The organism is Algoriphagus sediminis (genome assembly GCF_030403435.1).
In the GTDB taxonomy this organism is placed as follows: domain Bacteria; phylum Bacteroidota; class Bacteroidia; order Cytophagales; family Cyclobacteriaceae; genus Algoriphagus; species Algoriphagus sediminis.
Genome location: NZ_JAUEPH010000005.1, coordinates 312,050 through 335,420, shown reverse-complemented (window position 1 = coordinate 335,420; position 23,371 = coordinate 312,050). Strand labels below are relative to the sequence as shown.

The 23,371-nt window shown below is 40.7% G+C and carries 18 protein-coding genes and 1 tRNA gene; 10 read left to right on the top strand and 9 right to left on the bottom strand.

The features are described 5' to 3' along the window. Positions 1-20 precede the first annotated feature (20 nt). Positions 21-899, top strand: coding sequence for a lipoyl synthase (lipA, locus tag QVH07_RS13155; RefSeq protein WP_290001037.1), 879 nt, complete (start codon positions 21-23; stop codon positions 897-899). A gap of 47 nt (positions 900-946) precedes the next feature. Here the strand turns inward: lipA and gcvP are convergent, their stop codons facing one another. Further along, positions 947-3,838, bottom strand: a complete 2,892-nt coding sequence (gene gcvP / locus QVH07_RS13150) for an aminomethyl-transferring glycine dehydrogenase (RefSeq protein ID WP_290001036.1) — start codon at positions 3,836-3,838, stop codon at positions 947-949. A gap of 192 nt (positions 3,839-4,030) precedes the next feature. Between gcvP and QVH07_RS13145 the strand changes: the two genes are divergently transcribed. Then, entirely contained in the window at positions 4,031-5,527 is a 1,497-nt protein-coding gene (locus QVH07_RS13145; protein ID WP_290001033.1) for a M28 family metallopeptidase, read from the top strand. Between the two features lie 32 nt (positions 5,528-5,559). Here QVH07_RS13145 and QVH07_RS13140 read toward each other — a convergent pair whose 3' ends face one another. The 3 genes from QVH07_RS13140 to QVH07_RS13130 form a co-directional block, all read right to left on the bottom strand. After that, positions 5,560-6,729, bottom strand: a complete 1,170-nt coding sequence (locus QVH07_RS13140) for an alpha/beta hydrolase family protein (protein ID WP_290001031.1) — start codon at positions 6,727-6,729, stop codon at positions 5,560-5,562. Beyond that, complete coding sequence (locus QVH07_RS13135; RefSeq protein ID WP_290001026.1) at positions 6,707-7,843, bottom strand: DUF4221 family protein; 1,137 nt, start codon at positions 7,841-7,843, stop codon at positions 6,707-6,709. The genes QVH07_RS13140 and QVH07_RS13135 overlap by 23 nt, the downstream gene beginning before the upstream one ends. Positions 7,844-7,967: 124 nt before the next feature. Continuing rightward, the gene (locus QVH07_RS13130; protein ID WP_290001022.1) at positions 7,968-9,323 is read right to left on the bottom strand and encodes a DEAD/DEAH box helicase; all 1,356 of its coding nucleotides are present in this window, start codon (positions 9,321-9,323) and stop codon (positions 7,968-7,970) included. Positions 9,324-9,371: 48 nt separating this feature from the next. Here QVH07_RS13130 and QVH07_RS13125 point away from each other — a divergent pair, with 48 nt between their 5' ends. The 6 genes from QVH07_RS13125 (at position 9,372) to QVH07_RS13100 (ending at position 16,994) form a co-directional block, all read left to right on the top strand. After that, positions 9,372-10,715, top strand: a complete 1,344-nt coding sequence (locus tag QVH07_RS13125; RefSeq protein ID WP_290001020.1) for a dihydroorotase — start codon at positions 9,372-9,374, stop codon at positions 10,713-10,715. A 78-nt stretch (positions 10,716-10,793) separates the two neighbouring features. Then, positions 10,794-10,870 (top strand) — tRNA-His (locus QVH07_RS13120). A gap of 318 nt (positions 10,871-11,188) precedes the next feature. Beyond that, positions 11,189-13,108 carry an amylo-alpha-1,6-glucosidase gene (locus tag QVH07_RS13115; RefSeq protein ID WP_290001018.1) on the top strand — a complete coding sequence of 640 codons (1,920 nt, stop codon included), beginning with the start codon at positions 11,189-11,191 and terminating at the stop codon, positions 13,106-13,108. A gap of 5 nt (positions 13,109-13,113) precedes the next feature. Next, on the top strand, positions 13,114-14,403 hold the full coding sequence (locus QVH07_RS13110) for a glycosyltransferase family 4 protein (protein WP_290001016.1): 1,290 nt from the start codon (positions 13,114-13,116) through the stop codon (positions 14,401-14,403). Further along, entirely contained in the window at positions 14,400-15,608 is a 1,209-nt protein-coding gene (locus QVH07_RS13105) for a glycoside hydrolase family 57 protein (protein ID WP_290001015.1), read from the top strand. Before QVH07_RS13110 ends, QVH07_RS13105 begins: the two co-directional genes overlap by 4 nt. Positions 15,609-15,905: 297 nt before the next feature. Then, positions 15,906-16,994: a hypothetical protein gene (locus tag QVH07_RS13100; protein ID WP_290001013.1), complete on the top strand. Its 1,089-nt coding sequence runs from the start codon at positions 15,906-15,908 to the stop codon at positions 16,992-16,994. A 65-nt stretch (positions 16,995-17,059) separates the two neighbouring features. Here the strand turns inward: QVH07_RS13100 and panB are convergent, their stop codons facing one another. The 4 genes from panB to QVH07_RS13080 form a co-directional block, all read right to left on the bottom strand. Continuing rightward, positions 17,060-17,881, bottom strand: a complete 822-nt coding sequence (gene panB, locus QVH07_RS13095) for a 3-methyl-2-oxobutanoate hydroxymethyltransferase (protein WP_290001011.1) — start codon at positions 17,879-17,881, stop codon at positions 17,060-17,062. A 3-nt stretch (positions 17,882-17,884) separates the two neighbouring features. Continuing rightward, a complete protein-coding gene (locus QVH07_RS13090) occupies positions 17,885-18,376 on the bottom strand; it encodes a phosphoribosyltransferase family protein (RefSeq protein ID WP_290001009.1) in 492 nt (163 codons plus the stop codon). A 65-nt stretch (positions 18,377-18,441) separates the two neighbouring features. After that, positions 18,442-19,365, bottom strand: coding sequence for a ribosome small subunit-dependent GTPase A (gene rsgA / locus QVH07_RS13085; protein WP_290001006.1), 924 nt, complete (start codon positions 19,363-19,365; stop codon positions 18,442-18,444). Next, positions 19,355-20,602 (bottom strand): 3-deoxy-D-manno-octulosonic acid transferase, encoded by a 1,248-nt coding sequence (locus QVH07_RS13080; protein WP_290001003.1) that lies wholly within the window; start codon positions 20,600-20,602, stop codon positions 19,355-19,357. Before QVH07_RS13080 ends, rsgA begins: the two co-directional genes overlap by 11 nt. A 119-nt stretch (positions 20,603-20,721) precedes the next feature. On the opposite strand from QVH07_RS13080, the gene QVH07_RS13075 reads away from it, so the two are divergent. Then, positions 20,722-21,207, top strand: a complete 486-nt coding sequence (locus QVH07_RS13075) for a low molecular weight protein-tyrosine-phosphatase (RefSeq protein WP_290000999.1) — start codon at positions 20,722-20,724, stop codon at positions 21,205-21,207. Continuing rightward, positions 21,200-22,075 carry a fructosamine kinase family protein gene (locus tag QVH07_RS13070; protein WP_290000995.1) on the top strand — a complete coding sequence of 292 codons (876 nt, stop codon included), beginning with the start codon at positions 21,200-21,202 and terminating at the stop codon, positions 22,073-22,075. The genes QVH07_RS13075 and QVH07_RS13070 overlap by 8 nt, the downstream gene beginning before the upstream one ends. Here QVH07_RS13070 and QVH07_RS13065 read toward each other — a convergent pair whose 3' ends face one another. Further along, positions 22,076-23,353, bottom strand: a complete 1,278-nt coding sequence (locus tag QVH07_RS13065) for an aspartate kinase (RefSeq protein WP_290000990.1) — start codon at positions 23,351-23,353, stop codon at positions 22,076-22,078. It lies immediately after the preceding gene. Between the last annotated feature and the right edge of the window lie 18 nt (positions 23,354-23,371).

Below are 23,371 nucleotides of genomic sequence, written 5' to 3'. Positions count from 1 at the left end.
TGACGAAAATTTGATTTGTGATGATAGAACTACCCGTTATTTCTGAAGAAGCTACTCGAAAAAAGAAGCCTGACTGGCTCCGAGTAAAACTTCCTGTGGGTAAGGAGTATGCCAAGGTCCGAAGACTTGTAGATGAACATAAACTTCATACCATTTGTGAGAGTGGCAACTGTCCAAATATGGGTGAATGCTGGGGTGCTGGTACTGCTACTTTTATGATCCTGGGAAATGTATGTACCAGGTCATGCTCTTTCTGCGCAGTGGCTACAGGAAGACCACCAGAGTATGATGAGGATGAGCCAAGAAGAGTTGCCGAGGCCATCAAATTGATGGGGGTCAAGCACGCTGTGATCACTTCTGTCAATAGAGACGAACTGAAAGACCGTGGAGCTGAGATTTGGTATCAAACCGTAGTTCAGACCAAGGAGCTTTCTCCTGAAACTACCATAGAAACCCTGATCCCTGACGTAAAAGGTAAATGGGAGGCTCTGTATCGCATGATAGATGCTGGACAGGAAGTGGTTTCTCATAACATGGAAACTGTGGGTAGTCTATACCGAAGAGTTAGGCCACAGGCCAAATACGATAGGTCTTTGGAGCAAATCAGGCTGACCAAAGAATATGGCAAAAGAACCAAGACAGGAATTATGTTAGGTCTTGGAGAAACAAAAGATGAGGTTTACCAGGCTATGGATGATTTGGTAGAAAATGGCTGTGATATCCTTACACTGGGCCAATATCTTCAGCCTACCAAAATGCACATCGAGGTAGCCGAATTTATTCATCCTGATCTTTTTGATCACTATCGTGAAGAAGGACTCAGAAGAGGTCTGAAATATGTAGAGTCTGGACCCTTGGTTCGATCTTCATACCATGCTGAAAGGCATGTGAACGTATAAAAAAAGGGAGCTTAAAGCTCCCTTTTTTTGTCATAATATGTAACCAATCAGGCCATTTCCTCTTGAGCGTATTCCTCTACAGGAATGCAGCTACACATCAGGTTTCTGTCTCCGTAAGCAGAATCAATTCTACGTACTGAAGGCCAAAATTTATTTTCCTTCACATATTCAATTGGGAAAACGGCCTTTTCTCTTGAGTACGGCAAATCCCACTGACCTTCTAGAACCATGTTCGCGGTATGAGGAGCATTCTTGAGTACATTGTTTGCCTGATCAGCCTGACCGTCTTGGATTTCCTGAATCTCTTCTCTAATTGAGATCAAAGCATCACAGAAACGATCTAGTTCAGCCATCGTCTCAGATTCTGTAGGCTCAATCATTAAGGTACCTGCCACTGGGAATGATACGGTCGGAGCATGGAAACCATAATCCATTAGTCTTTTTGCGATATCTTCCACTTCTACTCCCACTTGCTTAAATGATCGACAATCCAAGATCATTTCGTGAGCAGCTCTTCCTTTGGAACCAGTGTACAAAATGGAATAATGATCCTTAAGCCTTTCTTTGATATAATTGGCATTCAGGATCGCAAGTCTGGTGGCATTGGTAAGCCCTTCTGCTCCCATCATAGCGATGTAAGCATAAGAAATAGGCAAAATACTGGCACTTCCATAAGGAGCGGCTGAAATAGAGGAGACAGCCTTTTCTCCTCCTGTTTCCACCAAAGGATTTCCTGGAAGGAAAGGCGCCAAATGACTAGCAACGCAAATGGGTCCCATTCCTGGTCCACCACCACCATGAGGGATACAGAATGTCTTATGCAAATTCAGATGGCAAACATCCGCACCAATTCTACCGGGACTGGTCAAGCCAACCTGGGCATTCATGTTTGCTCCGTCCATATAAACCTGCCCACCATACTGATGAATAGTGGCACAAATTTCCTGAATGGCTTCTTCAAATACTCCGTGGGTAGACGGATAAGTAACCATTAATGCAGCCAGATCATTTGCGTGAGCAGAAGCTTTTTCTTTAAGATCTTCCAGATCAATATTTCCCTTCTCATCACACTTCACCAAAACGACCTTCATACCTGCCATCACAGCGGAAGCGGGGTTCGTACCGTGAGCAGAAGTAGGAATCAAGGCGATATTTCTATGACCTTCTCCTCTGTCAATGTGATATTGGCGGATAACCATCAATCCAGAGAATTCTCCCTGAGCACCTGAATTAGGTTGCAAAGAGGTAGCCGCAAAACCCGTAATTTCATTTAACCAATGCGTCAAATTTTCAAATAACTCGACATATCCTTGGGTTTGGTCTATTGGAGCAAATGGATGCATCTGTCCAAATTCGGGCCAGGTGACGGGAATCATCTCCGCCGTGGCATTCAGTTTCATGGTGCATGAACCCAAAGAAATCATGGAATGAACAAGCGAAAGATCCTTATTTTCTAATCGCTTAATGTACCTCAGCATCTCATGCTCACTGTGGAAATCATGGAAAACAGGATGACTAAGGAATTCTGAAGTACGTATCAAAGCTTCTGGCAGCTCCACCTGGAGATTGGTAGAAGCTTTCGCTAAATCCATGGACTCTTTTTCCAAAGCAGTCGCGAAAATATCAACTACCGCCTGGGAATCTTCCATTTTCTTAGCCTCATCAAAAGCGATGTAAATAGCTCCCTTTTCATATCTGAAATTCATTTCAGACTTAATTGCAATGGCTCTTACCTTCTCAGAAGTTTCGGAGTCAATGCTAATTTTAAGAGTATCGAAATAATTTTCAGTACCTAATTCAAACCCAAGTTCAGTAAGACCCAATGCAGTGAGCTTAGCCAAACCATGGGTTCTAAGCGCTATATTCCTTAAGCCTTTTGGCCCATGATAAACCGCATAGAAACTGGACATTACTGCTAATAACACCTGAGCAGTACAAATATTCGAAGTAGCCTTTTCCCTTTTAATATGCTGCTCCCGGGTTTGCAAAGCCATTCTATAAGCTTTCTTTCCGGCTTTATCTACAGAAACACCAATGATCCTTCCTGGAATCTGTCTTTTATTTTTCTCCTTGGTTGCGAAGAAACCTGCGTGCGGACCTCCATAACCCATAGGCACTCCAAATCTCTGGGCGGATCCTACCACTACATCTGCTCCCATTTCACCCGGAGGAGTTAACATGGTCAAAGCCAAAAGATCAGTAGCAAATGCAGTAGCTATGCCGTTCTCATTTGCGGCAGCAACTACAGCAGAATAATCTTTCACTTCACCTTCCACATTCGGATACTGGAATAGAACCCCAAAAAGCTCTCCATCGGTTACATCTAAATTATCGATTGAACCATAAATCAATTCGATCCCAAGTGGCTCAGCTCTGGTTTCTAGTACCGCCTTTGTCTGAGGAAATACCTTCTCGTCAACATAAAATTTAAAGGCAGTCTTCTTTTCCCTCGGACGAACGGCATGAAGCATGGTCATAGCCTCAGCTGCAGCTGTGGACTCATCTAGCAATGATGCATTGGCGATTTCCATACCTGTAAGTTCCATTACCACTGTCTGGAAATTAATGAGGGCTTCAAGTCTTCCTTGGGCTATTTCCGCTTGATAAGGGGTATAAGCGGTATACCATCCCGGATTCTCCAAGACATTTCTCAGAACCACGCCTGGAACCAAGGTGTCGTAGTAACCCATCCCGATGAAGGATTTAAACACTTTGTTCTTTTGTGCGAGTTTTTTAAAACTGCTGAGAAAATCAGATTCCAACTGAGCCTTAGGAAGATCCATAGGTTTTGTCAGCTGAATACTCTCCGGAACGGTTTGGTTGATTAATTCCTCTATTGATGAGGCTCCGATTTTCTCCAACATCACTGCGATTTCCGCTTCAGTCGGGCCATTGTGTCTGCTCTCGAATTTGAGTGCGTTTGAAAGGTTTATCTGCATAAGTAACTTGAGGAAAGTTGTTTACAATTTGGGTGCTGAATCCTTTTGATTTTCAAGGTGCAAAGTTAAGATTTCCGAGTCGATTTTGGTTCCCAAAAATCAATAATTTATGATGACAACAATCAATATTGACAAGCGGTTTAAAAGACTCAACAAATTTTCTATAGTTTAGCGACCTGAAAAATGAAAACTATGCTAAAAAGACTGTTATTCACCGGATTAGTAGGACTTGGATTAAGTGCTCAGGGATCCGCACAAAACCCCACACAAGTAAAATATGCAGAGACCATAACTGCTGCAGATCTTGAAGAATACCTTTCCATCATTGCATCTGATGAGATGGAAGGAAGAGATACTGGTTCTGAAGGCCAAAAAAAGGCCGCAGAGTACATTATCGATCATTACAAGTCTCTTGGCCTGACAGGAGCCATGAATGGAAACTTTGAACAGCCTTTCGAATTAGTCAGTGTTTCCTTCGACGAGGTAAACCTCAAAATTGGAAAAGCTGATTTGATCCGAAATGAAGACTTTATCTTTCAAGGAGATGGCGACATGTCAAAGAAAATGAAAACTGATTTGGTTTTCCTTGGCCTTGCATCTGACGAAAATCTGGAGAAGGTAGATGTGAATGAAAAACTTGTTGGTTTATGGGCAGTGGGTGAAAGAACTCAAGGGCTCGTAGATAAAGTGATGGATGCCGGTGCAGCGGGCATCGTAATTGTCACTATGGAGGGACAAGCAAACTTTGACAGACTTGCCGGTCGATATAAAAGATTATCAAGCCGTGGAAGATTAGGGTTCGATCAGGAAACTCAGCAGCGACCGATTTTCATTGTGAGCTCCGATAAAATGGCGGAGATTTTTGGTGAGGATATAGCTACCCTTAAAGAAGCAGCAAAGAATAATCCTGAAAGCATCGATTCTCAAAAAGCTCAATTTCAGGTAATCAAGAAAAAGGATGTAGTGGAGACTTCAAATATTGTTGCGTTCCTAAAAGGTACCGATAAAAAGGAAGAAGTACTGGTAATTTCTTCTCACTATGATCATGTGGGAGTTTCTAGTGAAGGTGAGATTTACAATGGTGCTGATGATGACGGATCCGGTACAGTTTCAGTGATGGAGATTGCAGAAGCTTTTGCTTTGGCGGCCAAAGATGGAATCAAGCCTAGAAGATCCATCCTTTTCATCAATGTTTCTGGTGAAGAGAAGGGGCTTTTGGGCTCCCAGTACTACTCTGAAAATCCAATCTTCCCGATTGCCAATACGGTGAATAATATCAATATCGATATGGTAGGAAGAATTGACTACGAATATCAGGAAGCTGAAAACAAGGACTATGTGTACGTGATCGGTTCTGAAATGCTCTCTACTGATTTGAAAAAAATTAATGAGTATAATAATATCACCTACACAGATTTAATTCTTGACTACAGATACGATGCAGAAGATGATCCGAATAGATTCTACTACCGCTCTGATCATTACAACTTTGCTAAGTACGATATCCCAGTTATCTTCTTCTTCAATGGTGTACATGATGATTACCATCAGGTAACTGATACGGTTGATAAGATCGAGTTCCCATTGATGAGAAAAAGAGCTCAACTCATTTTCCATACCGCATGGGATCTGGCGAACAGAGAAAACAGAACTCGGGTGGATGGTACCAATACCAGAACCGCCAGATAAATTGAAAGCCCCGAATTTTTTCGGGGCTTTTTTTATTTTGAGATAACGATGTTATTATAATTTTTGCCTTGATAAAGTAGGGAGTCTTTTTTCAATTCTAGGATCAAATCAACCTTATCTTCTGTATTATCTCCTGAAAAAACATTAATGATCTCCGGGACCAAATTTGAGAGTCGAGTTTCAAAAAGCGAATAACCATCTCGGAGAAGAAAAATTTGACTATCCGGGTAAAATTCGCCTATAGCATCAAAGGTCTTCGGATCGATGAAAAGATTATTTAAGGCTCCAATTATCACTACTTCACCATCAAATTTTAAACCTTCGTCATACCTTATTCCTGATTTGGAGAATTTCTTTTCAGAAATTGATTGGATCAAAGGCTCCGCCAACTCACCCAGTGATTCCACCAAAGGAGACTTTCCATTGGTATAGTCTGGTGGGATTAATTCCAAAGCCCGGACCCTCGCCCCATCAACAAACGCTTCCCTGGATTGACTGAGACCATTTACATTGTAACTCTCAAAATCAACCCTAAACAAGCTATCCCTTTCATTTTTAGTGTAGAAAAAATATGGCCTTGAAGAATGAATGGCAAAATTCAACCGCTTTTCACTATCGCTTGAGTAATTTTTTGAAAGGCTTTCAAAGAGGTTCCAAAAGCTAAGATTTTCTTGAACATCGAGGAGAAGAGGATTCAAAGCAATGACTTTTTCTACTTTGTCTGGAAAAGAATTTAAATAGTGAAACAGAATGGACGCAGAAGAACCAAAACCAACCAAAATAACCTCCTCTTTTCCTAAAATTTCATGCCTAATGGTCTCAATATCTCGAATAATCTGATCATGATTCAGCCAAAGGTATTTCTGATTCCAAGTCTGGTTATGAGAATCTAAAAAATCCTCTAAATCTTTAGAAAAAAATCTTCCTTGGACTCTGATCAAATTAAAATCTCCTTCGTTGACATCTTGGATAATTTCATTTAATCCGAGGTACTCATCTATAGGATCGTTTAAAACCAGGATGGTTTTTTTGGAAAAATCGAATGACTCTGAAACCGAATAGCCAATTGTGATTTTCCTAGAATTTGGATTGAAATGATCTAAAGGTACCGGTATCTGAAATGATTGGGCATAAGTACAATATCCTCCAAGCCAAAATAGGATAGTGAAAATCGATCTTTTATTCCACTCTAAAAATATCAAAAACTAAGTAATCTTCGGAACTATTCGTGTTTCCGGGATGAGCTACATTAATGTATAACCCATTTGAATTGACAAACCAATTATTAATGGAATAGGTATAGGATGGCAAGCTCGACTCATAATTTAAATTGAGTTGATCATTGAAAATTGAGAGTTTCATAGTCTTATCCATAAAACCTTTTTCAGGCTGGTCAGTTGGAGGAGGCCCCCATTGCGGCCTGTAAATTACTTTTCGATAATTATCAGGGATTGGCGATAAGAAATGTGTCTCGTTGATAGCGTGAGAGTCTATATCCTCATTAGTAGATGCTAAAGGTCTTACCCTTTTATTTTCATGGATTTCACTTTTCATAGTTGTTCCATCTTGGTAAGAATAAAGTTCTGATTCGTATTGACGATTATAGATCATTTTATCCCCCAAAAAACCAGTAAAACCAGTGTAAGATAGAAATCCCGCATCACCATTTATCTCCCCAAAAAAATCCGAGTGATAAATTGGTAAGGTATTCACTTCCATTGTTGAAATATTTAAGGTAGAAACCAATGGAATTCCCACTTTTTCACTCTGTGTTAAATTCATAGGAATTTGAAAGAAATAGATAGTTTCGTCCTCTTTATTAAAATTCAGCTTGAAATAGAAATTCAAAACAGGTTCACCAAGATTTTCATTTTGATAAGCTTTGTACAATTCGTACTTCTCTCTTACCTGTCCATCCTCATCCAATAAATACAACAATCCACGCTCATAAGCAAAGACCGAGTCTTCTGCTACCCATAGCAAGGCTTCTAGATTGCCTATTCCATTGGGTCCTTGTCTCTCGAGCAAAACATTTCTCAAAACCGTCTGCTTCTCTAAGTCAAAGAAATCAAAACTATGTTTAGTTCTATTGTAAGTAATTAATTTCTCCCCTTTTTGATGGTAAGATGAATAAACGTAATAAGAATTCAATTCATTCTCAGATATAGGAATTTGAATTCTTTCAACATCAATAGTTAGATCCTGATTCTGAAAATCCTTGGAACAGGAGAACAATAAAATCAAGATAAAAAGTAAATTACTTTTTTCAGAAATATAAAAAGATGCGCCCCGTCTCGCCTTCTTAAGTTTAACCATTCTTAGACTTTTGTATTTCTGACTCAACCCTTACTCTGAAACTATTAGTCCAGTTATTTGGGGGATTGCATTATTGGTAAAGATGTCTAAGACTAACAATAATTTACCAAATCAAATAGTTTACTTAATTTTTCTTTTTCCGATTCTTAGTCTTCAACTGGTTCCGGTTTTTCTTAGCTCGGTGCTTTCGAGCCTTGGTCTTCTCTCCCTTTCCAATATTCTTTTTGGGTTTTTCCTTTTTCTCGTGAAAAGCCCCCTGATAATTGGGATCGTCCTTTTGCTTCCTTCGATCCATTTCTCGGTCATAAATCTGCTTTTCAGCAAAAGGGGTTTCCGTAATTAAAATCTCCTCGGGTATGGGATTTTCCTCTACCTTCATTCGGATCAGTTCCTCGATCTTTTCAAAATGCCACTCTTCCGCTGGATTAATAAAAGTAATAGCCACACCATCGTTTTCGGCTCGGCCAGTTCTCCCGATTCTATGAACGTAATCCTCATAAATGAGCGGAACATCAAAATTGATCACATGAGAAACCAATGACACATCCAATCCTCGAGCAGCCACATCCGTAGCAACCAGAAAATCTACTTCACCTCCTTTAAACAGCTCCATGGAATGGATTCGGGTATTCTGCCCTTTATTCGCATGAATAACCCGGGTATGCCCAAGTTTTCTTTTATCTACAAAATGGAAAACCTCTTCAGCATTTTTTCGGCTCCTGGTGAAGATAATGGCCTTGGAAACTTCCTCTTTGGCTAGCCAAAAAGCAAGGAGATTTAGCTTTGTTCGGAAATTAGGAACCTGATATTTAATCTGATCTATGGTCTCGGCTGTGGTAGCCGAAGGAGTTACCTCCACTCTTTCAGGAAACTCCAAAAACTCTGCAGCCAGCCCCTCAACTCTTGGACTAAAGGTGGCTGAGAAAAGCAGGTTTTGTCTCTTCACAGGAATCACCTCGAGAATATTCCTAATCTGAGGCATAAAGCCCATATCCATCATTTTATCGGCCTCATCCAGAATCATAGTTTTGATATGGCGGGTGAAAATGTGGCTTTTGCGATATAAGTCCAGAAACCTACCCGTAGTAGAAATGATGATGTCTACCCCTGCTTCGATTTGCTCAATTTGAGTCTTTGGGCCCAAGCCACCATACAAACTGACAACTCTCAAATCCGTATATGCGGCCATCTGCCTTGCCACCTCCTCTATTTGCATGACCAGTTCTCTGGTGGGTGCAAGCACTAAAGCTCTGGCATGCATACCTTGTGCATATTTTACCTTCATCAAAAGGGGTAAAATGTATGCCGCTGTTTTACCAGTTCCAGTTTGGGCTATGCCCAAAACATCATGCCCGGCAAGGGCCAAAGGAATGGATTTTTCCTGAATGGCTGTTGGAGTGGTGTAGCCAGCATCTGCAACTGCATTCAGCAGCTGCTTATTCAATTTAAATGTCTCAAAACCCAAGGTTTCATTGCTCATGATTACTTAATTTAGAGTAAATATTTTCAAAAGAACTAGCTAAGAACAATGAAAAGTATTCTGATCACTGGTGCAAATATAGTCAATGAAGGCAGTATTAGTCAGCAGGACATTCTGGTAGAAAATGGTCGAATTGCTGAAATTGCTGAGGATCTCAGCACAAAGTCAGCGGATATTCATATAAATGCCGATGGAAAATATCTTTTCCCAGGACTTATTGACGACCAAGTGCACTTCAGAGAGCCTGGATTGACACATAAAGGTGAAATCTACACCGAGGCCAAAGCCGGAGTGGCTGGTGGCACCACTTCTTACATGGAGATGCCCAATACGGTCCCACAGGCTGTGACCATCCCGCTTTTGGAGGAAAAGTATGCGAGGGCTAAAGAAGTTTCTCTTGCTAATTACTCCTTCTTCTTTGGTGGAACTAATGACAACCTAGAAGAAATTCTCAAGCTGGATCTGAATAATGTCTGCGGTCTAAAAGTCTTCCAAGGCTCCTCCACTGGAAATATGGTGGTGGATAATATAGAATCTTTGGAAGGGATCTTTAAGCACTACAAGGGTCTGTTAGCCATCCACTCTGAAAATGATCATATTATCGCTGCCAATTTGGAGAAATACAAGGCCAAATATGGGGAGGATATTCCTATCCAAGCTCATCCCAAAATCCGATCAGAGGAAGCCTGCTACGATGCTTCAAGCAGAGCAGTTGCCATGGCCAAGAAATTTGGAACCCGACTCCACATCCTGCACATCAGTACCGCAAAAGAGCTGAGTCTATTTGATAATAGCATTCCATTGGAGGAGAAGAAAATCACTTCAGAAGCTTGTATCCATCACATGTGGTTTTCCGAGGAAGACTACGATACCAAGGGAACATTGATTAAATGGAATCCGGCGGTGAAGACTGCGAATGATCGAGAGCAGATATTCCAGGCCATGCTAGACGACAGAATTGATGTGATCGCTACAGATCATGCCCCTCATACCTTAGAGGAAAAAAGACAGGTTTACACCAAAGCCCCATCCGGAGGCCCTCTAAATCAGCACAGTCTGGTGGCTATGCTCGACTTTTATCATCAGGGAAAAATCAGTCTGGAAAAGATAGCTCAGAAAATGTGTCATAATGTCGCAATCCTATTCGAGATCAAGGATAGAGGCTTCATCCGAGAGGGATATTTTGCAGATTTGGTTTTGGTAGACCTAAATGATCCCTGGACGGTCAGTAAAGAAAATATTCTGGCCAAGTGTGGTTGGTCACCATTTGAAGGCCATGAATTCAAGTCAAAGGTGACTCATACGATCGTTTCCGGTCACTTGGCATTTGATAATGGTCAATTTGATGAAAGTAAAAAGGGTGAAAGACTGAAATTTTCTAGAAAATCCTAAACCCTTACTTGCAGCCCAAAAACTTTCTGTTTAATTTTGCCCTCCATTTGAGAGACATTAAGTCAATCAAATAAAATGGTGATTGTAGCTCAGCTGGTTAGAGCGCCGGTTTGTGGCACCGGAGGTCGCCGGTTCGAACCCGGTCTTTCACCCCAAAACCCCTCATTATGAGGGGTTTTATTGTTAATACAAGCTTTAAGTTGGCATAAGGTTTGTTTAATGTGGTTCAAACTAAACCAATTTGTTATGTTCCTTTTGTTTAAACCTGCACCTAAATTCCCCAGGGTGAAGCCGGTAAACATCCGGATGGTGAAGAGCTACCAATCAAAATTTGAGGAGTCATTCAGGAATTTTGAGGAAATTCAAAAAGAGGTTGTTCACAGATAAATTCACTTAGATAAGGTCATGATGGTATGACCTTTTTTTTATTGAAAGCAAACCTCTATTTTTAGGCTCTAATAGTATTTTTCTAGATGAGCTTCATACATTTTGACAAGACCCAATTAATCAACCTTAATTATTCACTCGATAGGGAAATAATTCGTACTAATCGTTCCGGAACTTACACCAGCACGACTATTATCGGTTGTAATACAAGGAAGTACCATGGTCTCCTGGTGGTCCCGCAACCACACATCGATACCCAAAATCATGTCTTTCTTTCTACTGTCCACGAAACAGTGATTCAGCATGGAGCCAGCTTTAATTTAGGTATCAATAAATACCCTGGAAACTACTCCCCAAGGGGACATAAATACATAAAGGATTTTGACTCAGAACCTATTCCAAGATTAACCTATCGGGTGGGAGGAGTAGTCCTTCAGAAAGAAATCATTCTGGATACCAACAGGGATCGGGTGATGATCAGATATACCCTTCTGGATGCTCATTCACCTACGAAACTAAGGATCTCACCCTTTTTGGCATTTCGATCATTCCATGCACTCTCCAAAGAAAATACGGATGTAAATAAGGATTATGAGGTGGTACCAAATGGTGCCAAGTTCAGACTTTATGACGTATATGACCCGCTTTATCTTCAAACTTCAAAGAAAAGTGAATTTGTCTCAAAGCCGGAATGGTATAACAACATAGAATACATTCAGGAACGAGAAAGAGGGTATGACTATCAGGAAGATCTTCTGGTGCCTGGGTATTTTGAATTCCCAATCAAGAAAGGAGAATCGGTGATCTTCTCGGCAGGGCTGACAGAGGCCGACCCAAAAACAAGGCAAAGAGCTTTCGATAAGGAAATTGCCAGAAGAACTCCAAGAAACAACTTCGAAAACTGCCTTCGAAACTCTGCTGCTCAATTCCTCAGAAACAGAGATGGTGGTACCAGAATAATAGCGGGCTATCCATGGTTTGGATGGTGGGGACGTGACACTTTTGTAGCTGCACCAGGACTTACCTTGACTAATGGAGACAAGGATGTCTTTATAGATATCATGGATACCATGTCCCGCGATCTGCAGGGAGCCATTTTCCCAAATGTAGGAAGTGGAGTCATGACAAATATGAATTCCATTGATGCTCCGCTATGGTATTTTTGGAGCCTTCAGCAATACATAGAATTCACCGGTGATTCTAAAACCATCAAATCCAGATATCTGGAAAAGATGAAGGGAATTATTGACGGATTCAGAGAGGGAACCGATTTCAATATTCATATGCTGGATAATGGTTTAATCTGGGGAGGTCAAGAAGGAATCGCACTTACCTGGATGGATGCCGTTACACCAGATGGTCCGGTGACGCCAAGAATCGGTTGTCCGGTAGAAATTCAGGCCCTGTGGTACAATGCCTTACGCTTTTATCATGAACTGACTGGAGAGGACGAAATTTTGGCTTTGGCCGAAAAGGCCAAAGAAAGCTTTATTCGGGAGTTTTGGTCAGAAGAGAAAGAATATCTAGCCGACGTGGTGGATGGAGACGAAAAAGACTGGGCTGTAAGACCAAATATGGTTTTGGCAACTTCCCTTCCCTACTCCATGCTTGACGAAGAAAAAAGTGATATGGTATTGGAAATCGTCAAATCCAAGCTTTTAACAACCAGAGGACTTCGATCGCTTTCACCAGATGACCATGCCTATAAAGGATATTATTTCGGTGATCAGATCAGTAGGGACAATGCATACCATAATGGTACCGTTTGGATCTGGCCATTGGGACATTTTGTAGATGGGTATTTGAAGTTACATGGTAAGTCTGGACTAAATTTCGTAGAAAAAATTCTTGCAGGATTTGATGGGGTAATGACTCAGTACGGAGTAGGGACAGTCGCTGAGATTTTCGATGGGGATCCACCACACAGACCAAAAGGATCCATCTCTCAGGCTTGGAGTGTGGCTGAGTTATTAAGAATGATGCATTTGGTAAAAAAGTATAAATAGGCCTTATGAGGGTATTAATGTTCGGGTGGGAATTCCCACCCCATATTTCTGGAGGATTGGGTACTGCCTGCTATGGTTTGGTCAAAGGCCTTGATCACCATAAGCAGGAGATCATTTTCGTGGTACCAAAGCTTTGGGGTGATGAAGAACCTCTCGCAGACTTTGTGAATGCCAGCGACGTGACTTTGGACTACCGGGAAAAGAAATTTAAATCCATCTGGAAGAACCTTACCTATCTAGAGGTCAGCAGTTTTTTGGTGCCTTACCTTGGACCAGAGGAATATCAGAAATTCACTGATTATGCCATTCATGATCGAGTGGATTTGGATGAAAGCATTTTTACCTCTAAGTATGCTTTCAGTGGGAAATACGGCAAAAACCTCATGGAAGAGGTCTCTCGCTACGCACTTACTGCTGCTCAAATCGCAAGAGATCGTGACGATTTTGAGCTTATCCATGCTCATGACTGGCTTTCATTTCCTGCGGGAATCGCAGCGAAGGAAATATCAGGAAAACCATTAATTGCCCATGTTCATGCCACCGAGTATGACAGATCTGGAGAAAGTGTAAACCCTCCCGTTTTTGAAATCGAAAAAGCAGGTATGGAGGCAGCTGATCACATATTGGCCGTAAGCCATCTGACGAAAAACACTATTGTCAATAAGTATGGTATTCCTGCTGAAAAAGTGAGTGTTCTTCACAATGCTGTCCTTGATGCGAGCATTATCAAGTCCAAGTATCAGAAAAAAGTACCTGAGAAAATTGTAACCTTCCTGGGAAGAATTACTTTTCAAAAGGGTCCTGAATATTTCGTAGAAGCTGCCAAAAAAGTAATCGACCGGGATCCAAATGTAAGGTTTGTAATGGCTGGTTCGGGAGACCTTTTAAATAGGATGGTTGATCGGGTGGCTGAATTGAATATTGCCTCCAAATTTCATTTTACAGGGTTTTTGAAAGGTGATGATGTTGATCACATGTACGCAATTTCAGATGTATATGTAATGCCTTCTGTTTCTGAACCCTTTGGTATTTCGCCCTTGGAAGCAGTAAGGCATAACACACCGACTATTATCTCGAAGCAATCAGGTGTTGCAGAGGTATTGGTCAATGCCATCAAAATTGATTTTTGGGATATTGACGCTATGGCAGATGCCATTTTTGCCCTTCTTCATTATCAAAGCATTTCAAACATGTTTAAAGAGTTGGGAAGTAAAGAATTAAAACGATTAAAGTGGGAGCATGTAGCTGAAAGGCTTGTGAAGACCTACGAGAAAATTTTAGCTGAAAAATCATGAGGACTATCTGTTTTTACTTTCAAGTTCATCAACCATATAGGATCAAGCCCTATAGATTTTTTGATATTGGCGATGATCATTATTACTGGGATGATTTTCTCAATAGAAGCGTAATCCGGAAGGTAGCCCAGAAATCCTATCTACCAATGAATTCACTTCTTCAGGAGCTAATAGAGCGTTATCCTGGAAAGTTCAAGGTAGCTTTTTCGATTTCAGGGGTCTTTATGGATCAGATGGAGCAATTTGCTCCTGATGTCCTCGAAAGCTTCCAGCGACTAGTTTCCACTGGCCAGGTGGAGCTGCTGACAGAAACCAACAGTCATTCTCTTTCTTCGCTTAAGAGTAAGGATGAGTTTAAGAAAAGCGTAGATAGACATAAAGAAAAGCTAAAAAGACATTTTGGGGGATATGAACCCAAAGTTTTTAGAAATACTGAATTAATCTACTCGGATGAAATTGGAGAAATGATTTCAGGCATGGGCTTCGAAGGAGTCCTCACCGAAGGTGCAAAGCACGTTTTGGGTTGGAAGAGTCCAAATTATGTATACAGTAACGCACTTGACCCAAAGCTCAAAGTTCTACTGAAAAATTTCCAGCTTTCAGATGATATTGCTTTCAGGTTTGGTAACAAAACCTGGTCAGATTATCCTCTAACTGTAGATAAATTCATCAAGTGGATCAATGCCATTCCTAAGTCAGAACAGGTTCTAAATCTTTTCATGGATTACGAGACTTTTGGAGAACATCAATGGGCAGAAACGGGCATCTTTGAATTTATGAGAAGCCTTCCTGAAGCAGTATTGAGTAGAACGAATTTCGGCTTCTCAACACCGAGTGAAGTATTTGCTGAGTCAAAGCCAGTGGATATGATTCATGTTCCTGTTCCTATTTCATGGGCTGATGAAGAGAGAGACCTTACGGCTTGGTTAGGAAATGATCTTCAGGATGAGGCATTTGATCGACTTTATGAACTGGAAAAAATGGTAAATACCATTGATGATCCTGAGATACAAAGAGACTGGACATATCTTCAGACCTCTGATCACTTCTATTACATGTCCACTAAGTTTGCTTCTGATGGGGACATCCACTCCTATTTTAGCCCCTACGATTCACCTTATGATGCATTTATAAATTATATGAATGTGCTGAGTGATTTCATCCTGCGGGTCAAGGAGAAAGCTAAAGAGAAGGACAAGGCTTAAGAAACTAATTGTAAAATATGCCCTCATCTAATAAGTGAGGGTTTTTTTTGGACTTAAAAAAGCCAACTTCTTGCTTCAAGTTTAAAGTTTTTCATACGGCATTTGCCGTATTTTTGAGTAAGGAAAACTCAGATCTTAAGAGCCAATTATACTCTTATTGAATTGATTATCAAATTTTTAGATCTTCTCTAGATATTTTTTTTAGAGCTGTACCAAAACTATCATTTTCTGAATCTAGCTGTTTTAGTGCTACATTTAATCGGTGATTACACAATCTTTTAAAAATCAAAAAATCTTATGAAATCAACTCTAGTATTGGTTCTATTTTTCCTTTTCGGAATAATCCAGCCCGCAGATAACTACATCGAAAGCAAGAACTTTGACATCAACACAATGCATCGAGGAAATCAGGCCTCCAAATCCCCTAAGCGTGTTTATATTCAAAATTTTAGAGCCTTTTTCGAGGTATATGAACAAGCCTCTGCTTCCACATCTAAATCAAAAAATGATCGAGCTAACAGAACTTCTTTTGTATCCGGCACCAAAACCAGTTTAGGGGTTCAACTGGATGGAGTGGATGTTCCAGATTTTCAAAAAATTGTCGATGAGGCCTATGCAGATCTTGTCGCACAACTCGAAGCCGAAGGATTTGAGATCATTTCAGCTGAGGAAGCAGGAAAGACAGATTATTATTCTGGATATACCAAAAAACAAGGAGGGGCATCATCCACCGCACAAGCTAAAGGCTTTGTAATGGTCACCCCAACAAACTACGAATACTGGGTAAAAAGTGTATCCAAGGACGGTAAAGAGCGCGGAACCTTCACCGATACAAGCTCAAAACTATCCGGAGACTTAGGTGATGCATATATCGCAGAGGCTACCTTTATTTTTCCCTTCGTGACATTGGATGCCAGTTCGTCAAATTGGACCAATTCTTCCTCTGTAAAAGCTGATATAGGGCTGCGATTAGCCTCTTCCATAAATGTGGATGATAATGACCAGAAAAGTGCCAGTATTACCGGCTTTGCCAAGTCTCTAGGAAATTCAGCTACAGGTTCACAAATCTACCACTCAAGAGTGCGGTTTATCGCTGGGGATAAAATCAACAATCCAACTTTCGATGCCAGTACTGGACTAAAGAGGGATGTCAATTTTGAGGATGTATTTGAAGATCGAAAAATCAAAGAAGTAACTACGGCTCAAGTGGATAATTTTTCTAAGAATGCCTACCCTACTCTGGTAATGGTCTCTGGGGATGAACTGACATTGGCTTCTCACTTTGCCAAATGTGACTCTGACAATTTTATCGCAGCTGTTACAGGCTCGATGAATGAAATGATTCAGGCTGGATTAATGAATTTTAAAGAACTCAGGGAAAAGTAGTAAGATCAAAAATGAAAAGGCCAGATGCTAAAAACATCTGGCCTTTTGCCTTTTTATCCTTCTTATTAATAACTCTCTGATTTGTTTGGGAAGTCTCTATTCTTCACATCCTTTATATAATTAGTGAAAGCCTCGGTCATAATCCCTTGAAGGTCGGCGTACTGTCGTAAAAATCTAGGCTTAAACTCCTGAGTAATGCCTAGCATATCATGCATCACTAAAACCTGACCGTCTACATCTCCCCCAGCTCCAATTCCGATAACTGGAATAGATACTGTTTCGGCCACTTTTTTCGCGAGGGATGCCGGAATTTTCTCAAGAACTATTGCGAAACAACCGCACTCCTCAAGCATTTTTGCATCCTCCAAAAGCTTAGCAGCTTCAGCCTCTTCTTTCGCTCTTACGGTATAAGTACCAAATTTATAGATGGATTGCGGTGTAAGTCCCAGGTGGCCCATGACAGGAACTCCGGCACTTAATATCCTCACCACGGATTCTTTGATCTCCGCGCCCCCTTCCACTTTGATGGCATGTGCTCCAGATTCTTTCATGATTCTGATCGCTGATCGAAGAGCCTCAGAACTATTTCCCTGATAACTTCCAAATGGGATATCCACAACAATAAATGACCTTTTCACCGCCCTCACTACCGCAGAGGCATGATAAATCATTTGATCCAAAGTGATGGGAAGAGTGGTTTCATGACCCGCCATCACATTAGAAGCAGAATCCCCAACTAATACAATATCAATACCTGCTGCATCTACAATTTTCGCCATGGAAAAATCGTAGGCAGTTAGCATGGAAATTTTCTCCCCCCTGTCTTTCATTTCCTGAAGGACATGTGTGGTAACTCTCTTGATATTAGCGGATGAATGAACTGACATAATTTATTGGAGGTGAACGACATACTCTGAGGTGGACAGGTCCACAAGGATATGTTCATTCAAGGTGGTGGATAATTCAAAACCAGTATAATCAGGCCTCAGAGGATACTTCCCATGGCTTCGATTTACTAAAACGGCAATCTCTATCTTTTCAACTTTGGTATCCAAAAATGGATTCAAGGCATAAACCAGGGTCCTTCCGGTGTTTAGGACATCGTCAACCAGAATGGCTGTTTTACCCGAAAAATCTATTTCATTAGATAACTCAACATTCTCACTATTGATATTTGACTTATCCAGAATAATTTCCATTTCTTCAATCTTCAAAGGCGATATCTCCTTCAACTTTTCCACTAGCAAGGTTGCCAGAATTTTACCCATTCCGGAAATCCCCGCGATCACTACTCCTTCAGATTTGAGGTTTCTCTCGTAGATTTCATAGGCCATCCGAGTGACCTTTTTTTGAACCTGCTGGTGATTTAAAACTTGAATCATGGGCCTTTAGACTAAACAGAACCGAAATTAGATCAATTCTCTAACCTTTCAAAATAAGCCAAAGTTTATCGATGGCTATCCTCCTCATTCAGAATATTAAGGTAACTCTGATATCGGTAGGGATGAATGTATCCCTCCTCGAGCTTCTGAATAATTATGCAACCCGGCTCATTGATATGCTTGCAATCATTGTATTTACATTGCCCCAGATACTCTCTCATCTCTGGGAAATAATGTGATAGCTCTGTATCCTCTACATCTAAAATTCCAAATTCCTTAATCCCTGGAGTATCTATTAGCGAGCCCTCATATTCCAAATGGAATAGCTCCGCAAAAGTAGTAGTATGCAGGCCCTTGGTGGTATAATCCGAAATTTCTTGAGTAGCCTGATTTGCTTTCTCGACTAAAGAATTTAAAAGGGTGGATTTTCCAACACCCGAATGGCCTGCAATTAATGTGGTTTTCCCTTTCAAATACGGTTCGAAGGTTTTCTCCAATTCAGAATCATTAAGAGCTGAAGTCTCAATCACTTTATATCCCAAAGGTTCGTAGATTTCGTGGATATCCTGACGCCATTCCTCGGCATCCTCTCCTTCCATCTGATCCATTTTATTAATAACCAGTATTCCAGGAATTCGAAAACTCTCAATACTCACCAAAAAACGATCAATAAATCCAAAAGAAGTCCGGGGTCTTTTCATGGTAATCATCAGCATCGCCTGATCAACGTTACTTGCAATGATGTGCGAAAAGTGCTGCTTTCGTGTAGACTTACGGATGACATAATTTTGCCTGGGCAAAATATCCTTAATCACGGCAGTTTCCTGATTCGACTCAAGATCAATCTCCACCCAATCTCCAACAGCGATTGGATTAGTCAATTTTAATCCAGCCTGCTTAAACTTGCCTTTAAGCCTTGAGGAAATTACCGTATCGCCGGTATCCACATCATACCAGCTCCCAGTGGATTTAATTACTCTACCTTTCATCCTGTAAAATTAAATCCATGGTATTACAAATTTTCCTCGCCGCCCCTAGATTTTCGGCTAACCAGCTTTCTGCTCCCTCTCTTGCTTTTTCATAAACTTTTTCATCCTGAAGATTTTCAAAAGTTAAACGCAAACTCTTTAAATCTTCAACCGAGAAAGCGCAGCCCTTATCCTGACTGATTTTTGCCTCTGGAAATTTCGAATCCAATCTCACTTTTCCGAAAATCACCGGAACATGAAATCCTAAAGGCTCTAAAATATTATGAAGTCCGCTGCCAAAAGCTCCGCCCACATACGCAATCTTGGCAAATTGGTAAACAGATGAAAGCATACCAATGGTATCAAGGAAAAGAACATTTGGGGAATCGTTCCACCCTGCTTTAGAATAAAAAGCTGATCGAAGCGAAATGCGCTTGATCCATTCTCTCATTTTGCCCTGATCCAAATCATGTGGTGCTATAATCCATTTAAATTCAGGATTAGCATTTATCAGTGGAATGAGAATTTTCATATCCTCTTCCCAAACTGACCCTAGAACAATGGTCTGTTTTTGTCCTATCCAGGTTTTCAACTGGGGAAATGGCTTCGGGTTTTTGGCATTTTCAGCCACCCTGTCAAATCTAGTGTCCCCTGCCAAGGTGTGATTGGAATAGTGAATTTTATCCAATAGACTGATACTAGACTCATCCTGAGTGAAAATATGGTCAAACTGTTTGAGGAGGTTCTGGAAAAAGCCATCCCCTTTGAAGTATCGCTGTGTAGGTCGGAAAAGAGCTGAAATCAGAAATACTGGTATGCCTCTTTCTTTTAAAGCCATAATATGCTCGTACCAGATGTCATATTTGACGAAAACTGAAAAACTCGGATTTAAAAGGGACACAAAGTTCTCAGCGTTACTCTTCAGATCAAGCGGCAGATAAGTAATAAAGTCCACATTTTCCTGTGGCTTACTTGAAGTAGGTTCATAGCCAGAAGGACTAAAAAAGCTAACTGCAATCAAGAGCTTCGGATTCCTCTTTTTTAATTCATGAATGACTGGTTTGGCTTGCTCATACTCCCCTAGCGAAGCAACGTGAAACCAGGCCAGATCTCCGGGATTATCATTTCTGAATTTGGATATTCTCATAAATATCCCTTTCCTGCCTTCGGAAAACTTCTTCATTTTCTCACCGGAAAGAGCAAGGACTGGAAGAAATAAATCCAGAGCTTTTAAACCCAGACGATACCAAAATTTCATTCTCCAAAAGTAGCATTATTGTCCAATACTCCTTCACTTCGCATCTACAGCGCCACCGATATGTAATTCCATATATTTTTTACTATTTTCATTGCCCATCAAATTATCCGTTTTTTAAAGTGATTAGAGTTTTATTCGTATGTCTGGGGAATATCTGCAGATCCCCTTTGGCCGAAGGCCTGTTTAAAAAGAAAATAATCGAGAGAGGTATAGAAGATCAATTTTTCGTGGATAGTGCGGGGACTTCCGACTACCACATCGGTGAGCTTCCGGACCAAAGAACATTAAAAATAGCTGCGAAGTACGGTATTCGGATCAATCATCGCGGAAGACAAGTTAGTCCAAGGGACTTCAAAAACTTTGACTATATCCTAGCCATGGATGAAAGCAATCTTCAAAACCTCAAAAAAGTACAGGGAAGTGAGCTTATGTCAGATGAAGAGATGCTCTTAATTCGAAGCATACAGGAAAAACCGGACAGCTTATCTGTACCAGACCCATATTACGGCGGTGAGCAAGGTTTCGAAAATGTATTCGAAATTTTAAATGACTCCACAGACAAACTGCTCGACAAAATATTGGCAGAACACCCAAGCCATGCTTGAGCATAATGAGATATATGAAAAAGTTCTTAGGGAATACATTGATCCTCTGGCTTACCTGAAATCTGCGTCTCTGGTAGCCGCTGGCAACCATAATCAGGGAATTCGGCTAATGTCTTCTGCAGGAGATTTCTTTCTGAAGGTAAATTTTGAGCATGAACAGGATATCCTGAAGATGGAAGCCGAGGGTTTAGAGCTCTTGAGAGAATCCACATTTTTGAAGATTCCAGAAGTATTTGGTACTGGACGAATAGACGATTATAATTTCCTGCTGACAGAATATATCCCTTCTGGACGTCATCACCTGGATTACTGGGAAAGTCTAGGTTTAGGGATGGCCCATTTACATCTCAGCTCCTCTTCTGCATTTGGACTGGCCAATGATAACTTTATCGCCACGCTTGTTCAGAGAAATCATTTCGAAGAATCCTGGGTAGATTTTTTTATTGAGCATAGGTTGGAGCCCTTATTGGGCAAAGCTTATTTCGATAAACTCATTTCACTTGAATTCCTAAAAAGCTTTCAAAGTTTATACCCGTTGATTCAAAGCTTTTTCCCGGTAGAAAAACCTTCACTTCTTCATGGAGACTTGTGGTCTGGAAATGTCATCACCACCAAAGATGGGCAACCCTGCCTGATAGATCCCGCAGTTTATTTTGGTCATCGTGAAATGGATATTGCGTTTAGCCGCCTTTTTGGAGGGTTTGATGCAAAATTCTATGAAGCCTATGAGTCCGTTTTCCCGCTAGAACCCGGATTTGAAACAAGAATGGGGGTTTATAATTTATACCCACTTTTGGTTCATTTAAATCTTTTTGGCTCGGCCTACCTTCCGCCCATTGAAAGGATTGTAAGTAGGTTTACCAAATGATCAGCAAGCTATAATTTTTGATCGTACTACTTGGATACTGTGCCTAGTTTCCTGTTCCAGCAAAACATCATAACCCAGTATCTGCTCAGAAAGTAACTCCCTGTTTCCATTTAAAATGGTGAGCAGTTCGAGGTTTTCATTGTAGAGAATGGAAAAATCCCTGTTCAAAGCTTCTAAAAGCTTTTTCAATTTGAACCTTTCAGAATCAATCACAATACTGATGCTGATAGCTGCTGTCTGCAGCATATTCACTTTTAATTTCAAACTATCTAGTTCCGTGTAAATCAACCTCAGGTGGCTTTCCTCAATAAAGGTGAAATCCTTAACATGGAAGCTTATCAAAACCTGATTATTCTTTAAGATAAAAGTCGGGATACGATCCTCTCGGGCATAGTCGTGGATTTTTGTCCCCTCCTCATCCGGCCTTAAGAACGACTTCACAAAAAGAGGAATTCTCTTTTGAGCAAGCGGTTTGATGGTTTTGGGATGAATGACCGAGGCTCCATAAAAGGTCATCTCAGCCGCTTGCTTATAACCAAGCTCATCGAATTTGGAAGTATTTTGAAAGAGCTTAGGATCCCCATTTAGCACACCGGGTACATCCTTCCAAATAGTCACAGAAGCAGCTTCAAGAGATGTGGCCAAAATCGCAGCTGAGAAGTCTGAACCTTCTCTTCCGAGTGTGGTTGTTTTGCCATTTGAATCCCCTGCAATGAAACCTTGAGTTACTACCGGGTATTGAGAAAGTATGGGCTGGAGGAGCTTTTCACAGTTTTTCCGGGTGTTTTCCCAATTGACTTTTGCGAATCGAAAATCAGAATTTGTTTGAATCAATTGCCTTGCATCATACCAAATACTTGTCATTCCTTCCTGACACAGATACTCCATCACTATTCTTGAGGAAAGAAGCTCCCCAAAACAGACAACTCTATCATAAAGCGCATCATAATCTTCCGAATTACTGGCTGTATCCAGAATGTTTTTCAGTCTCCTGATTTCATTTTCAATTTGTGAAAAAATCGGATGAGAACCTGGAAAAAGTTCCTCACAAATCGCTAAATGAAAACTGGTAAATTTTGCACTATTTGAAGAATAGTCATTTCCATCAATTTTCTGAAGCAAGATAGATTCAAGAAGGTTGGTCATTTTTCCCATAGCAGAAACCACGATTATCGAATTATTTCGCAATCGATTACGCAAAATTTCTAGCAAGTTTTTTACGGCATTCGAATCTTTGACTGAAGCTCCTCCAAATTTGTGAACAATTGTTTTTGCCATGAGAAATATTAGCTAATT